The sequence below is a fragment of the Sedimentibacter hydroxybenzoicus DSM 7310 genome (assembly GCF_013403245.1).
In the GTDB taxonomy this organism is placed as follows: domain Bacteria; phylum Bacillota; class Clostridia; order Tissierellales; family Sedimentibacteraceae; genus Sedimentibacter; species Sedimentibacter hydroxybenzoicus.
In genome coordinates this window covers 165,254-181,117 of the sequence record NZ_JACBNQ010000003.1, presented here as the reverse complement: position 1 = coordinate 181,117, position 15,864 = coordinate 165,254, and the positions used below count along the sequence as shown (strand labels likewise).

Annotated in this window: 14 protein-coding genes, 1 pseudogene and 1 other annotated feature; of the genes and pseudogenes, 13 read left to right on the top strand and 2 right to left on the bottom strand. The window is 34.5% G+C overall.

Annotated features, from left to right (window positions below):
* Window positions 1–63: 63 nt before the first annotated feature.
* Complete coding sequence (locus HZF24_RS05740; RefSeq protein WP_246345967.1) at window positions 64–813, bottom strand: poly-gamma-glutamate hydrolase family protein; 750 nt, start codon at window positions 811–813, stop codon at window positions 64–66.
* The gene (locus HZF24_RS05735; protein ID WP_246345966.1) at window positions 794–2,026 is read right to left on the bottom strand and encodes a C40 family peptidase; all 1,233 of its coding nucleotides are present in this window, start codon (window positions 2,024–2,026) and stop codon (window positions 794–796) included. The genes HZF24_RS05740 and HZF24_RS05735 overlap by 20 nt, the downstream gene beginning before the upstream one ends.
* 502 nt (window positions 2,027–2,528) lie before the next feature.
* Between HZF24_RS05735 and HZF24_RS05730 the strand changes: the two genes are divergently transcribed.
* The 13 genes and pseudogenes from HZF24_RS05730 (at window position 2,529) to HZF24_RS05670 (ending at window position 15,848) form a co-directional block, all read left to right on the top strand.
* Window positions 2,529–3,227, top strand: coding sequence for a response regulator transcription factor (locus tag HZF24_RS05730; RefSeq protein ID WP_179237323.1), 699 nt, complete (start codon window positions 2,529–2,531; stop codon window positions 3,225–3,227).
* A 6-nt stretch (window positions 3,228–3,233) separates the two neighbouring features.
* Window positions 3,234–4,787 carry an ATP-binding protein gene (locus HZF24_RS05725; RefSeq protein ID WP_246345965.1) on the top strand — a complete coding sequence of 518 codons (1,554 nt, stop codon included), beginning with the start codon at window positions 3,234–3,236 and terminating at the stop codon, window positions 4,785–4,787.
* 471 nt (window positions 4,788–5,258) lie between these two features.
* Window positions 5,259–5,762 carry a prolyl-tRNA synthetase associated domain-containing protein gene (locus HZF24_RS05720; protein ID WP_179237322.1) on the top strand — a complete coding sequence of 168 codons (504 nt, stop codon included), beginning with the start codon at window positions 5,259–5,261 and terminating at the stop codon, window positions 5,760–5,762.
* A 2-nt stretch (window positions 5,763–5,764) separates the two neighbouring features.
* A pseudogene (locus tag HZF24_RS05715) lies at window positions 5,765–5,941 on the top strand (KilA-N domain-containing protein); the annotation flags it as partial.
* Window positions 5,942–5,989: 48 nt separating this feature from the next.
* Window positions 5,990–6,243 (top strand) — a binding site (T-box leader).
* Window positions 6,244–6,305: 62 nt separating this feature from the next.
* Complete coding sequence (locus HZF24_RS05710) at window positions 6,306–8,105, top strand: alanine--tRNA ligase (protein WP_179237320.1); 1,800 nt, start codon at window positions 6,306–6,308, stop codon at window positions 8,103–8,105.
* A gap of 21 nt (window positions 8,106–8,126) precedes the next feature.
* Complete coding sequence (locus HZF24_RS05705) at window positions 8,127–8,675, top strand: NUDIX hydrolase (RefSeq protein ID WP_179237319.1); 549 nt, start codon at window positions 8,127–8,129, stop codon at window positions 8,673–8,675.
* Window positions 8,676–8,831: 156 nt separating this feature from the next.
* A complete protein-coding gene (locus HZF24_RS05700; protein ID WP_179237318.1) occupies window positions 8,832–9,395 on the top strand; it encodes an NUDIX hydrolase in 564 nt (187 codons plus the stop codon).
* 483 nt (window positions 9,396–9,878) lie between these two features.
* Window positions 9,879–10,883: a virulence RhuM family protein gene (locus HZF24_RS05695; protein ID WP_179237317.1), complete on the top strand. Its 1,005-nt coding sequence runs from the start codon at window positions 9,879–9,881 to the stop codon at window positions 10,881–10,883.
* A 7-nt stretch (window positions 10,884–10,890) separates the two neighbouring features.
* Window positions 10,891–11,670 (top strand): DUF6414 family protein, encoded by a 780-nt coding sequence (locus HZF24_RS05690; RefSeq protein ID WP_179237316.1) that lies wholly within the window; start codon window positions 10,891–10,893, stop codon window positions 11,668–11,670.
* On the top strand, window positions 11,667–12,773 hold the full coding sequence (locus HZF24_RS05685; protein ID WP_179237315.1) for an AAA family ATPase: 1,107 nt from the start codon (window positions 11,667–11,669) through the stop codon (window positions 12,771–12,773). The genes HZF24_RS05690 and HZF24_RS05685 overlap by 4 nt, the downstream gene beginning before the upstream one ends.
* A 390-nt stretch (window positions 12,774–13,163) precedes the next feature.
* Window positions 13,164–14,042: an AraC family transcriptional regulator gene (locus HZF24_RS05680; RefSeq protein ID WP_179237314.1), complete on the top strand. Its 879-nt coding sequence runs from the start codon at window positions 13,164–13,166 to the stop codon at window positions 14,040–14,042.
* A 6-nt stretch (window positions 14,043–14,048) separates the two neighbouring features.
* Window positions 14,049–14,717 (top strand): DUF1905 domain-containing protein, encoded by a 669-nt coding sequence (locus HZF24_RS05675; protein ID WP_179237313.1) that lies wholly within the window; start codon window positions 14,049–14,051, stop codon window positions 14,715–14,717.
* 234 nt (window positions 14,718–14,951) lie between these two features.
* The gene (locus tag HZF24_RS05670) at window positions 14,952–15,848 is read left to right on the top strand and encodes a metallophosphoesterase (protein ID WP_322790725.1); all 897 of its coding nucleotides are present in this window, start codon (window positions 14,952–14,954) and stop codon (window positions 15,846–15,848) included.
* Window positions 15,849–15,864: the final 16 nt, after the last annotated feature.

Below are 15,864 nucleotides of genomic sequence, written 5' to 3'. Positions count from 1 at the left end.
AATAAAATTGACAAGCTGCCTTTGATATGATACTGTTCTCAGGCAGCTTGTCAGTTTTTCAGTTTATTTAATATTGTTGACTGCCTCACTTATGGCGAGAACATAGCTTTGCAAGATATCCTTATCAGTCGGCAAAAACTTTGTCCTTAAGCCCTCAGATATTTCCAGCTGTACTCCACGTTCGTCTATATTTCTGTTCACTATGTTATATGGAGATATACCTTCCAGTTCCCTGGGAGTATCTTCCTTTACAGTAAAGCCATGCTTAGTCAGTGATTCTTTTATTCTGTCTGCCAATTCAGTGTCCCGACCTCCGATATATGTGAATTCTTCTGTCCCGTCGCACCCGTGTATTGATAATGTTACTTCAGATTTAGAGACCATTTCCAGTGCATATAATTCAGCGAATTCATCTGAAGAAATATGCAGTGAAAAATTGTTTGTTCTTTTTAAACCCAGAAATGAATAGTAGTTGTAATTATTATGAAAAGCTAAGGCATAAGCTAATTCGGTAGTACCTTTTTCAATTTTACCTCCATGAATTGCCACAACTGTAACATCGGAATCTGTTTCCTTAACTTCAATTTCAAAATCAATATCTTTTTGAGAGTCCAATAAAGATCTTAAATCAACAAGTTCATTTTTCTGTTCTTTTATTTTTTCATTTGCAATATCTAATTGTTTTTTCAGTCTTTCATTCTGATCCTTTAATTTTACGCCTCCGTATTTTATATAAGCTGAATAACCTATCAATAAAAAGAATAAAGCAATTGTTGTAATCACCTTAATACGACTACTCATTGATTTTTTCATATCGCCTTGCTCCGACATAGTGCTGAGTCCAATAGCTGTCTGAAATATTGAGGTCACGAATTGCTACACCTTCGTGTTTTGTCACGATGATAAACTGTCCATTTCCGATATATAACCCTGGCAGCAGTACCTCAGATCCTTGGAAGAACAGAACATCTCCGATATTTAAATCTTCTGTTTTTATTTCAGTTCCCAAAGCCCATTGTTGGGACGAATATCTTGGCAGATCAATATCCAGACCTGTTTTCATAACGTATTGTATAAAACCGGAGTAATCAAAGCCTTCTATGGTATTTCCCCCTGATAAATAAGGTATACCCAGAGTTTTATATGCTTCTTCAACTACTCTGAAATCCATCCGCAAACTAAGAGAGTCAAATCGTTTTACTACCTTAAACCGATCCTGCAGACTTTGTCCTAAATAGCTGATAGTAGTTATACCTTCATCACCGGATGCATGAATTATATAATTGTTTCCCAGATAAATTGCGGCATGTGATATCCCTTCAGACTGTTCTTTTTTTGAAAAATATACTACGTCTCCGGGGCGCCTGTTTTTATAAGCGATAGTTTCGCCTGCTTCACATTGTTTATAGGTTATGCGGGGCAAATAAATGTTTTCAGCGTCTCTGAATACTGTCTGAACTAAATAAGAACAGTCAAAGCCATCAACTGTTTCTCCGCCTAATAAATAAGGAGTTCTTATATATTTCATTGCTTCCCGAACAGCTGGATTTTCATGATCCTTATAATTTTCAGGCTGGAGATAATATATATCAGTCTCCGTCAGCCGTTTTGCACCGACATATATATCAGCCCAATATTCACTCTCAATATTTCTTTCGGCAACTCCTTCAGTAGTCTGAACTATAAACATGCCGTTTCCTTTATAAATACCCGGGATAAGACTGCTTCCCCGGAAAAATACCAGGTCTCCTGCCTGAAGCTCTTCTTTGGAGACGGATTCGCCTATCTCATAGATCCTGTCTGAAAAAGCGGAGAGCTCTATGCCAAGAACGTCTTTAAAAACGTAGCGTACAAAACTGGTTGTATTAAAGCCTTCGTCCGGTGATTTCCCATCATAATTATAAGGTGTTCCAAGCAGGTCCAGAGCTTTTGTTACAATCTGATCACTATATCCATAGGCTGGGACCATAGTAGTCAACAATATCAATATGAACCATATAATTTTTAGTTTTTTAAGTTGCTTCATGTTAAATCCTCCTAGTATAATTTACGGTCATTATTTAGTACCCCATATACAATTGTTTTCTCTTAACTATTATAGTACAAAAAAAGACATAAAACCGAATTTGTAACATTTATTAATATTTTCGAAATAATTTTTTATATTTTAGTAAAAGGCAGTTAATATTTCTACAATAGAATTATTTTGTAAAAAGAAAATGAAACGTCAAGGGGGACAAGTTCATGATAAAAAGAAAAATTTTTAAAACTACTACAACGCGAGTTTGGTGGCTGCATTAGCCCGGCATAAAGAAATAATTTTCTTGTTGCCGGGCTTTTTACGTATTTTGGAAGTGAATAAAAAGGCGATAAATGTTGACAACATAATTTCGGTCATATATAATTTCAAATATTAAAATATAATTTTTGTAAATAAAAATTCAATCTATTTGTGAGATTACTGGAAATTTAAGAAAATAAAATGTATTAATATACATAATAATGAAAGTACAGATAAGGGGGAAAACATGTCTTATTTGGGTAAAGTTTTAGTCGTGGATGATGATCCGAATGTATTGGAATTAGTTAAGCTGTACGGAGAAAGAGAAGGCTTTAACGTTATAGGTATAAATGATGGCAATTTAGTATTATCAGCTTTTGACAGGGAGAATCCTGATGTTGTAATTCTTGATATTATGCTTCCGGGTATAGATGGGCTTACCCTTTGCCGAAAATTAAGGTCTATCAGAATGATTCCTATAATTATGCTTACAGCTAAAGGAGAAGAAGCAGACCGTGTTTTAGGTCTGGAAATGGGTGCGGATGATTATGTCTCCAAGCCTTTCAGTCCAAGGGAACTTGTTGCAAGAATTAAAGCAGTTCAGAGACGTACACAACCTATCGATGATGTTAAATACGCTAAGTTAAAATACTGCGATTTAGAAATACAGGCTGATATCAGAAGAGTAAATGTAGGTGATTCGGCAATAGAATTGACTCCCAGAGAGTTTGATTTACTCTATCATCTGGCTCAGAATCCTCGCCGTGTTTATACAAGGGATGACCTTTTGACAGCAGTCTGGGGTTATGACTATTTTGGTGATCAGCGCACGGTAGATGTTCATATTCGAAGATTAAGGGAAAAGTTGAAAGAACTGCCACATGAATATATAACGACAGTTTGGGGTGTGGGATACCAGTTTACACCTCCGTCAAAGGAGGAATGATTCAGTTTGAATAAATTTATGCATGGTACATCTGTCCATAAAATTAAAGTTTTTTTACATAAAACGAAGGTTTTTTTGTACGAAATTAAAGTCTTGTTGAATAAAATGAAGCACAAATTATCAGAGCAATTCAATAAGAATATATATACCAGATTACTTTTTACCAATGTAATAGTTTTTAGCATAGCGCTTGTTTTATTGATCAGCTTTTCCAGTTTCATGGTGAAGCAGTCAGTATATGGTATGATTGAGCAAGATTTATTGCGTAAATCTAAAAGAGTTAATTATGCCTTATCCAGACAGACTACCGGATTGGGAACTGAGCAGGAATTGTTGAAATTTTTAGCAGACAGCTTTGATGCACGTATTACCATATTTAATCAGGAGGGTACAATATTAAATATATCGGCAGAGCAGGAAATAGTACCCGGGAGTAAAGTAGATACTAAATTTATAGAAATGCTTACAAGCGGTAAAGCCACAGTTGCACATAAAATTGACAGTGAAACCGGTCAGCTTACCTTTACGGCATTTATACCCATGGGTGATGCTGAAAAAGTAGTTGAAAATGGTATATTGTTGGAGTCGCGTTCTGCTAATACAGATCTTATTTTAAATAAAATGGGCTTATTTCTGTATGTCGGTGGAATAATTATTTTAATGGTCGTTATAGTTGTTTCTGTTTATTTAGCAATGTGCATTTCAAAACCTATTACACGATTAGCTACCAGTATAGCAGAATACAATGGCGGCAATTATATATTAAATAATGAAAAGTATTCATTAGATGAAATAAATGTTATTTCAGAGCAAATTAAAAAATTGACTGTAACTTTAGAAAACATTCAGTCAAAAAGCAGTAAAATAGAAGGAGAAAGAACAAGGTTATTTGCAGAAATATCTCACGAATTACGTACTCCTCTTACAGCTGTTCAGGGATTTGCCGAAGCTGTCCGTGACGGTATGGCCGAAGATAAAGCATTGCAGGATAAGTATTTAGATATGATCTGCACGCAGACACATCACATTACGAGACTGGTAGATGATATATTGTCATTAAGCCGGTTGGAAAGCGGTGACATTGCTGTAGAAAAGCTTCCGTTGGATTTAGCAGCCTTAGCTCAGGGTGTAGTCATGTCTATGGAAGGGATAGCTAAAATTAATAACAGTACTATTCTGTTTACGAAGAAATCAGATAAATCAGTAGTGCTGGGAGATGTTGACCGTATGGAGCAAATTATCAGGAATTTGCTTAAAAATGCAATCAATGCTACTGATAACGGAAGTATAAACGTTATAATAGAAACGTATGAGGATGAAGTTCAACTCACAATTAAAGATAATGGCATCGGTATTTCTCCCGATGAACTTCCGCATATATGGGATAGATTTTATAGTGTCAAAAACCAGCGCAACACAGATTCAGCAATAAAAGGAACCGGTTTAGGTCTGGTAATTGTTAAAAAACTTGTTCAACTTCAGGATGGGAAGATTGATGTTGAAAGCCAACCGGGAAAAGGTACGGAATTTTGTTTAAGCTTTCCGTTTTTTACTGATTGAGATAAAACAATTTATACGCAAATACTGCATAAATATTTTTGAGATTTTTGTTTTTGAACAATGGGGTAATTTCAATTAATTTTTGAATTTTTTATCAAGGATTTATGTAGATTTCAGAGCAAAACCCGAAAAAAATGGCAATTTCAGAATTTTACAATTTGAATATATATACAGTTTTTTAATCATCAAGAGTTAAACACCACTCCTGTATAGCATTACTATTATTATATTCTTTAATACGTAAGTTGTTACAGCTTGTTTCAGAAAATAACATATATGTGTGAGCCGGTGATATGATATAGATACCTCCAAATACGTACCATGATATAAATTCTATCAATGACAATAATATAGTATAATAAACAGTCAAATTATGTTTGAGATTTGTCTGTTTATTTTTGCTTTTAGATAGGTTATAATAGCAGTAATATACGGATAAACAGGAATTTGTAGTTAAATAATTATTGATGAATGGAGAAAATGAAAACAATGAAAGGTAAACAGGAGATAATTAGTTTATTAAATACATCAAATGTGGAATATGAAATAATTTCACATGAAGCAGTTTTTACGATTGATGAAATGCTTTCTTTGAATCTCCCTAAAGCAAAGTTCGGGGCTAAAAATTTATTTGTTCGTGATGATAAAAAACGAAATTATTTTTTATTTGTGGTTAGAGAAGAAAAAATGGTTAATTTAAAACAAATGAGAGAAAGAATTAACTCTCGACCGTTGAGCTTTGCTTCTGAAAGCGATTTGTATCAGTATTTAGGTTTATCTAAAGGTGCTGTAACACCATTCGGTGTCATTAATGATGAAACACATAACGTAAAAGTATATATTGATGCTGACTTTGAACATACACTTATTGCTATTCACCCAAATGAAAATACCGCTACTGTTTGGCTAAAAACAAAAGACTTGGTTGATTTAATAAAACAACAGGGAAATCAAGTAGAATACATTGATTTTTAATTATGATAATAGGTAAATTCCAATTGAATGTGGACGATATAAAAGCTGTGCTGAAAAGAGCCATAGAAAATGATTTTTTCATTTCGGATTGGCTTCGAAACCGAAATACAGTTGAACTCTTAGGAATATGGGAACAGATACATAATCACGCTTTAAATTATGGCGAATTCGCCATAATTTAATTGACATTTCAATTTGAGTGTGATAGCATTGATTCAACTTAAAACAAAAAGGCTATAATGAGGAATAGTAAGTATTAGGGATTTCACAGAGAGAAGATGGTTGGTGTGAATCTTCATTGATCTGATATTGAAGCAGTCTCGGAGCCGTGAACCGAACAGAAAAATCCCGAAAAATCTCAGTAGGCTTCAACGGAGTTCCACCGTTATTCAGGAAACAATATCGGAAATATCCCGTATTGATAGAGTGCAGAGAAATCTGAATTTAGGTGGTAACACGGACATAATAGTTCGCCCTAAGTTGACAATAAGTCAGCTTAGGGCTTTTTTGTTTTGGTAAATAAAACAGGAGGGAGTAATATTAATGACAGCAAATGAGTTAAGAAGGATTTATGTGAAATTTTTTGAAGAAAGGGGGCATAAAGAAATCGCGTCGGCTTCACTTCTGCCGGAGAATGATCCGACAGTTTTATTTACTACGGCAGGAATGCATCCGCTGGTACCATATTTATTGGGAGAAAGTCATCCGCAGGGGAGACGTCTTGTTGATATTCAAAAATGTGTCAGAACAGGAGATATAGATGAGGTCGGTGATGATACACATCTGACATTTTTTGAAATGATGGGAAATTGGTCTCTTGGTGATTATTTTAAAGAAGAATCTATATCTATGAGTTTTGATTTTTTGACAAATAATTTGAACATACCTGTGGAACGACTGGCAGTAACCGTGTTTGAAGGGGATCTGCTGGTACCCCGCGATACCGAATCTGAAACGATATGGAAGAGCAAAGGATTGAAACAGAGTCAAATATATTCCTATGGGCGGGAAGATAATTGGTGGGGACCTGTTGGACTGACAGGTCCATGTGGTCCTGATACAGAAATATTTTATGATATGGGAAAACCAAAATGCAGTGACAATTGTGGACCGTCATGTAAGTGCGGAAAATATGTTGAGATATGGAACAATGTATTTATGCAATTTAATAAGGAAGCAGACGGAAGTTTCACAGAACTTCAGCAGAAAAATGTGGATACGGGAATGGGGCTCGAACGAGTTCTGACAGTATTTAACGGAAAGACGAATGTTTACGATACAGAGCTGTTTATTCCTGTTATGATCCGGCTGAATAGCATTATTGAGGAATTAGATGCTGAAATGTCAATAAGAGATAAACGAATTATTTGTGAGCATATCAGAGCAGCCAGTTTTATTTTAGGTGACCCGCGAAAGATATGCCCGTCAAATACGGAACAGGGCTATATATTAAGACGTTTGATTCGCAGAATGATCAGAATATTTAAAAAATCAGGTATTAAACAAAATTATTTATGTGATCTGGCAGAAGTGATAATTCATCAATACGCGAATATATATTCGGAATTGGCTGAAAACAAAGAATTTATCATAGAGCAGATACAAAAAGAATGTGATTTGTTTGCAAAAACCCTGGATTTGGGACTGAAAAAGGCTGACCAGTATCTCAAAAATATCGGAATGAATACTGCTTTGAGTGGAGAGTCAGCATTCAGATTATATGACACATATGGTTTTCCGATTGAGTTTACCTGTGAATTGGCAGAGGAAAGGGGTTGTTCTGTTGACGTGGAGTCATTCAGAGAGAAGTATGCGGAGCATCAGGACAAATCCAGAAAAGGAGCAAAAGACAAATTCAAAGGAGGGCTGGCAGATCATAGCATTCAAACTGCCCGGCTCCATACTGCGACACATCTGTTGAACTCCGCATTGCGTAAAGTGCTCGGTGACGAGGTTTCTCAACGTGGAAGCAATATAACACCTGAAAGACTCCGATTTGATTTTTCGTTTCACAGAAAAGTTACACCGGATGAACTTGAAGATGTGGAAAGGATAGTTAATGAAGCTATCGAAAAAAATATTGAAGTTTCCGTGAAAGAAATGAAACTTGAAGATGCTTATTGTCTGGGTGCTATTGGAGTATTCGCCGGAAGGTACGGAGAAAATGTTAAAGTGTACTCCATACCAGGTTATTCAGACGAAATATGCGGTGGACCACATGCCGGTAATACAGGAGAGCTGGGTTCGTTTAAAATTATTAAGGAAGAAGCTTCTTCGGCAGGTGTAAGGCGAATAAAAGCAGTGATCGCTCTACTTGACATTAATTGCGGTAATTCAATATAATATATTACGAGGTGTTTTATAATGAATGAAGATAGATGTAAAGAAGAGGAGAGCGTTAGAAGCTCTCAAATAACCGAACATTTTTCAATCCCCGGTGCCGGCGGTATAATTGTAAAGAGAATAGATAATACAGAGTATATCCTCCTGCAAGAAAGGTGTAAGATTGACGCACCAAACGAACATGGTCTTTTGGAAATACCGGCGGGGAAGGTGCGTGCATTCGAGTGTATTTTTGATACACTAAAAAGGGAAATAAAAGAAGAAACGGGTTTAAATGTGACACAGATACTTGGTGAGAATCTATCCAGTGTGTATGAAGGCAATTCTTACAAGGTTATTAACTTTGTTCCGTTTTCATGTTCACAAAATATAGAAGGCACATATCCCATTATTGTTTTTGTCTTTGTTTGTAATGTAGAGGGCGACTTGCTGCCTTTTTCAAACGAATCAAAAAACTATAAATGGGTTTCCGTCGAAGAAATGAAGATTTTACTGAATAAAAACCATGAATTATTTTATCCCATGCATGTAAATACATTGAAAAAATATGTTTTCGAAAGTAGAGTATAATGTACGAATATGAATGCATCTTCTGAACAATGTATGTTTCTTTGTTGAAAAAATAATGGAAGACGCCTACCTTGCCGACGCATGTGGAAGGTGTCGTGTTGCTGTCAAGAAAACATTAGCGATAAACAAAAAATAAATAAGGCGGTGAAATTTATTTTGAATTATATTGATGAAATTAAAAATTATATCCCCAAGGACGCTCAGGAAATCCAAGACAAAAAAGTTATTTTAAACTGTATAGAGCTGTTTCCGCAAAATATTCTGCTGAGGGATAACGAAATTGCACATATAACCAGTTCGGGATTTATATTAAATAAGTCTCTCAGTAAAGTGTTAATGATACATCATAACATTAGAAATACATGGGCATGGACTGGAGGACATGCTGACGGAGATGCCGATTTATTAGCGGTTGCAACCCGAGAGGCTCTTGAAGAAACAGGCGTTAATGTAATTCCAATTTCTACAAGCATTGCTTCCATTGACATTTTAACAGTTACACGTCATTTCAAGAATAAAGCGTACGTAAATGCTCATCTCCATCTCTCAATAGCATATCTGTTTACGGCAAACGAAGAAGATTCTTTGGTCGTAAATCCCGATGAAAATAGTGGAGTTGAGTGGTTTCCGATTGAAAAAATAAATGAAGAATTATTTACAGACCGGGATGTATATCTCTATTCAAAACTTATAAAAAGGGCTAAACTATGGTTGGGGTAACGAACAAGCATTTCTTCATCATAAGCACAGATTATCCGATTGATATGTTTTCGAAAACTGCCTATAGTTTTATAAAAAATAGAGTTTGACCTCAACGTATTGCCTAAAGAAATTACAAGTGGGTTTTATAGGTCAAATTTGCAAAACATGAGGGCATTTTATTTAAAATATAACATTTGCTAGACAGTGTCTGTTGAATTGAGTTGATCTCATTGTTATGAACTATTAAGCATTTCGGACAAAAATAGAACTGATTGGGAAGAATTGAAATTGTAGATAAATACCTTTTTATATGAAAGGTTATTATTTTAATTTATTAGAAAAATAAATAATTAGGAATACAAAGAAATAGGAGATATGTTAGTTATAACTTTCATGTCTTTTTTCTTGCATAGATTTATAAATTATAGTACAATATAATCAGAACATACATTCGACGCATTATAATCGAATGTAAAGAGATATAAAGGAGAAAATATTTGTATGGATAATAAAGGTGAGATTATTATTTATCAAACGGAAGACGGATTAGTTAATATAGATGTTAAGGTGGAAGATGAAACGGTATGGTTAACGCAAGCACAGTTAGTTGAGTTATACCAGACATCAAAATCTAATATTAGTGAACATATAAAGCATATTTTTGAAGAAAGAGAGTTAGAGGAGAATTCAGTTGTTCGGAAATTCCGAACAACTGCTTCGGACGGAAAGAATTATAATGTAGTTCATTATAACCTTGATATGATTATTTCACTTGGATATCGTGTTAAATCATCCATAGCTACGAGATTTAGACAGTGGGCTACAGAACGTTTAAAGGAATATATGATTAAAGGTTTTGTAATGGATGATGAGCGCTTGAAAGGAAATGGAGGAGGTAACTATTGGAAAGAGTTACTTGACCGTATCAGAGATATTCGTTCATCAGAAAAAGTTCTATATCGTCAAGTGCTTGATTTGTATGCTACAAGTGTTGATTATGATCCTCACAGTGAAGAATCATTAAGGTTTTTCAAAATTGTACAGAATAAACTGCATTTTGCAGCACATGGTCATACTGCAGCAGAGGTTATATTTAAACGTGCTGATGCAGAAAAGCCTTTCATGGGGCTTACATCTTTTTCGGGAGAATTACCGGTGTTAAAGGATGTTGGAGTTGCAAAAAATTATTTACGTGAAGAAGAATTAAAAGTATTAAACAATCTTGTTTCAGGTTATTTTGATTTGGCAGAAATCAATGCTATTGAGCATAAGCCAATGTATATGAATGATTATGTAGAGCAATTGGATGCTATATTAACATCAGGAAATAGAAAATTACTTATAGATTCAGGAAAAGTCAGTCATGAACAAGCTATGAAAAAAGCAAAAGAAGAATACAGAAGATATCAGGAAATTACCATTTCACCTGTAGAAAAAGCATATATGGAGACTATTAAGGATGCAGGGGAAAATGCAAGAACGAGTATAAGAAAAAAAGGAGTATAAAAGATATATGGCAAAAGGCATAAAAAAAAGCAGGCAAATGGTTAAAATAATATATTTTGATGAGAGTTCTGCTACGGATTTGATTTACATTCTTGGTAATGGAAAGAGTGAGGACAAAAAAGCGCATATTGTTAAGAAAACAAATGAAATAGTAGCAGGAGCCGAAGCAGAAGTAGGAAAATCAATAGGAATACTTTCTATGATAGGTGCAAAAGTTGGGATAGGTGGTAATGCTGATTTTTCAAGAGAAGGTACAACGATAATTACTAAGGCCGTTGAAAATACACTCCTTACAGATTATTTACATTGTGTTAAGAAAGAGGGGAAGAATTATATTACGGTTTTTCCTGAATGTAAAACATATCCATATCCAAATTCCTTCGCATATTTTAAAATGCTTACCCCATATTTTACAATGACAGACGGAAAGGTGCAAATAGCAGAAGACCTGAATTTTAATCTTGCACTTATGGATCAGGCATTGGATAGTGGAAGAGGATATTATGAACTTATTACAGAATATGAAAGTAAAAGCGTTGTGTTGCGTTTTAATATAAAAGCATTTCGAAACAGCTATTTTATTTCTGATCTTGTAAAAATGAATTTGGAATATCATGCAATAGAAGTAGGTACGGTTAAGAGAGAAAATCTAACAATGGAATCGGAGTTTTCTGATAAAAGGGAAGAGGAAATAAGCGGATATAATTTGGTAAATAAGGATGCATTCGAGATGGAACAAGAAGAATTAAAGGTATATGACGTTATTCTTGCGGGAGTATGTAGATGAAAGTGTTTATTTACTATGGAGGTCTGAATGGTTTTCGTGATATAATATCAGATGATAATTATATGCATATTATTGATTTGGTAATTCAGGATGATGAAAAGCGCAGAAATATTAAAGTCGATATTGAAGGCAGGGAGATAGAACAAATTGAGGAAACGCTGCATTATGAAACCGTAGTTGCATTTTCGGATGACTACGCATCTTTAACAGAGAGCTTTATAGAAAGCTTTTCTAATTTTGCATTTCGCTATAATATAGATAATTTGTATTTGCATAATCCACCAGATAGCATAACAAAGAGAATGAAGCAATATATAAAAAATGATTGTTATATTCAGGAACAAAAATATAATATACTTGGAATAGAAGAATTAAAAGCAATTAAAGCAGGATTTCCAAATAAGATAATTGGACAGATAATTGCACAGCGACAGATTTTAAGCACATTGTATAATGTTGCAAAAGGAAGATTTGATAAGCCGTGTGTAATGTTGTTTTATGGTAACACAGGTGTGGGGAAAACAGAAACTGCAAAATATATAGCAGATGTGTTAGGACAACCTTTATTTCGTAAACAGTTTTCTATGTTACATAGTAACGAATTTGGGTCATATATTTTCGGCGGAAAGCATAGTCAAAATAGTCTTGCTAAAGAATTGGTCGAAAGGGAATCAAATGTTGTTTTATTTGATGAGTTTGACAAACCGAATCCGGTATTTTACAGTGCATTTTATCAATTGTTTGATGAAGGAGTGCTTGTAGATAAAAATTATACGGTAAAGATGAAAAACTCCATTATTATCTGTACTTCAAACTTCATGTCAGAAAAGGAAATTAAAGAAAAATTGGGGGAGCCTATTTTTTTTAGATTTGATGCTGTTATAAGGTTTGACAGTCTTTCAAAGGATTCCGTTGAAGAAATTATGCATGTAGAATACCAGAAACAGTATAATGCTTTGGAAGATGATGAAAAACAGATAATCGATAACTCTGATATTATGAACAAACTTTTTTCGTTAACAAATAGCTTGAAAAACGCAAGACAGATAAAAAGGATTATTAAGGAAGCATTAAGTGCAGTTATTATAAATAATTTTTTATAGTTATGTAAAAATAGTTAAAGACTTCCTTAAGATACATGTTCAAGGACCATTACATATTGAAACGTGGGATACTTTTTTAAGACTATTAACTAGAAAATAGACATATTATCTGAAGAGTATTTAAGGCCGGTTTCACAATGGCCGGTATATTAAAGAACAATATCTGTTTTTTTCCTTCAGTTGAGAGAGAAGACATTATAAAATATGTTACTTGCCGAGATTATTGAAAATATATCCTGACACCAAGGGGTATTAGATGCGATGACAATCAGAATTGAAGCAGCAATATATGTTGAGTAATTAAAGAGAAAAATATAGCCGACAAAAAGCGGCATAGGATGTCGAGTAAATAAAATCCGGATAAGATATGATTCTAATGAGGGTGAGAATATGGATTGGGTTAAACAACTGAATGAATCAATTAACTATATTGAAGAAAATCTTGCGGGTGAAATATCATATGAAACAATATCTAAAATTGCAGGATGCTCTGTTTATAATTTTCAAAGAATGTTTTCTTATATCGCAGACAAACCATTATCTGAGTATATAAGGAGCAGGCGTTTAACAATGGCTGCTTTTGATCTATTGAACAGCACAGAAAGAATAATTGATATTGCGTTAAAATATGGGTATGAATCTCAAGATGCATTTACTCGTGCATTTAAAAGCTTTCACAGTGTACTGCCTTCAAGTGTAAGAAATGAAACAGTTCAGCTGAAATCCTGCCCAAGACTCTCCTTTCAAATTACAATAAAAGGAGAAAATCATATGAATTATCAGATTGAACAGTGGCCGGCATTTAAGGTAATGGGAATATTGCACAAAGTAAAAACATCAACGGCATTTGAAGTTATTCCTGAGATATGGGAAAATGCATGGGAAGATGGAACGATGAAAAGATTTATTGAGAATTTTCCTGACTACAGACCTGCAGGATTTTTAGGAATTGCTGCGGGAGGACAGTGGGGAGATTCGGAAGAAATGAATTATATATTAGCTGTAACAAGCTATGTTGATGATTCTCAATGCAAACATATACCTATACTTGATGGTATGAAGGAATTTTCTTATTCTGCTGCAACCTGGGCAATTTTTGAAGCTAATGGAGAATTGCCAAGTGCAACGCAAAAAGTATATAAGCAGTTTTACACTGAATGGCTGCCAAATTCAGGATATGAGCTGGCAGACCTGCCGGTTATCGAGTGTTATATGCAGGAAAACCGTCAGGAAGTTTGGATTGCAGTGGTTAAGAAACAGGGAAGGTGAATAGTCATGACGTATTCATTTAAGTCATACCATTATAATGAAGGTAACAGGATATTTATAAAAATCCCCTTCAATGTTTGGGATACTTGTGGTAAGAAAGGAAATATACCTGTTAAAGCGGTTATTGAGGATATAATCTTTGAATGTAAGCTTATACCGAAAGGTAAAGGAGAATATATACTTCCGGTTAATAATGATATCTTTAATAAACTGAGTTTAAATGGTGAATTAGATGTTAAATTTACTATACTGGAACAATTGACAAGAATAAATAATAACAGTCCGTACAATAAAGATAATCCAATAAGACACATTGAAAGTATCAATTACCTGAAGCAGCCTGAAAATGGTTATTGTGGACAAACATGTATTGCAATGCTGGCAGGGATTTCTATTGATGAGGTTATAAAAATAATGAAAAGTAAAAAATGGCAGGCAAGCATAAGTAAAGTACTTGAAACCCTTGACTATTTTGGGTTTTCATATAAAAAGTTTGTTTATACGCAGGGAGAAAAGGTGAACTTTCCAAAATGTTGCATAATAAATGTCAGAAGCCCTGTTAAGAATCATCTTTTGGTTTACTTTGAAGGTGTTTTTTATGATCCGACTTCAGGTGTTACATATGATTATAAGTATGAATATATAATTAGCTTTATAGAGATAATTGAGGAATAAAGGGGTGGCAGGAATTTATGCCATGACCTTTAAGTTAGTTTTTAACAGATAAAGTTTAAATTGTGGGGGAGAAGAGAAATTGCAATCAATAATAAATCTGATTTTTTATATAGGCATAATAGAGTTTTTTCTCATATTTCTTTTGCTTACAAATACTTTTACATTTTTACTATATGTGGCAGACAAACGAAAGGCATTAAAAGGCAAGCATTGTATAAGTGAAAAACATTATTAATTTTCACTATATTGTGTGGAGGAATAGGGGCACTGCTGGGTATGCTTTTGGCAAATCACAAAACGAGAAGCAGGAAATTCAAATTTGTAGCAGCAATTGGTCTTATTATTACACTTATTCCCGTTATACATATTGTACATGGGCTTACGCTGAGTAAGATAATTCGCTATGTGGAAATTGAGTTTAGTTCGGAAAACTGGCCGCCTGAGTCAGATGGTTATCGTATAGCTTTTATGTCAGACATGCATGCGATAACAGACGAAGATATGCGCAAAGTTGCAACAGAGCTGAATGGCAGAGATTTGGATTTGCTGTTATCAGGCGGAGACTTTTTAATGGAGGACGATCATTATATAGGAACTGTGAGAGAAATAGCTCAAATAAATACAACAGACGGAATTTTCGGTGTGGAAGGAAATCATGATGACTACAAGAAACTTTTTCGGGCACAAAATGAATACGGAATAAAGCCGCTGGACAATAGTGGAACGCTTATAAGAGAAGGCTTTTATCTGGCAGGTGTCCATGATATGTATAACAGGAATCCTGACATAGAAGAGGCTGTTGCAAACGCAAATCCAAATGATTTTGTTTTGCTCCTTTCACACAGTCCGGACCTGTCAATGAAACAACCTACAGATGGGATTGATTTAATACTTTCCGGTCATACCCATGCCGGACAAATTACTTTTTTTGGTTATCCGTTTTACTTGCTGTATGGAAGTCTGCCTATAACCGATTACGGGACACATTTTGCTTATGGTTTCGCCCGTTCGGCAGATGACGTACCCGTGTTTACAACCAGCGGAATAGGCACTTTTTCTAATATACCAAGGATTTTTACAAGACCTGAGGTTGTGATTTTCACCATGTATACAATAGAAGGGGTAGATTAGTAAATTTATTAATATT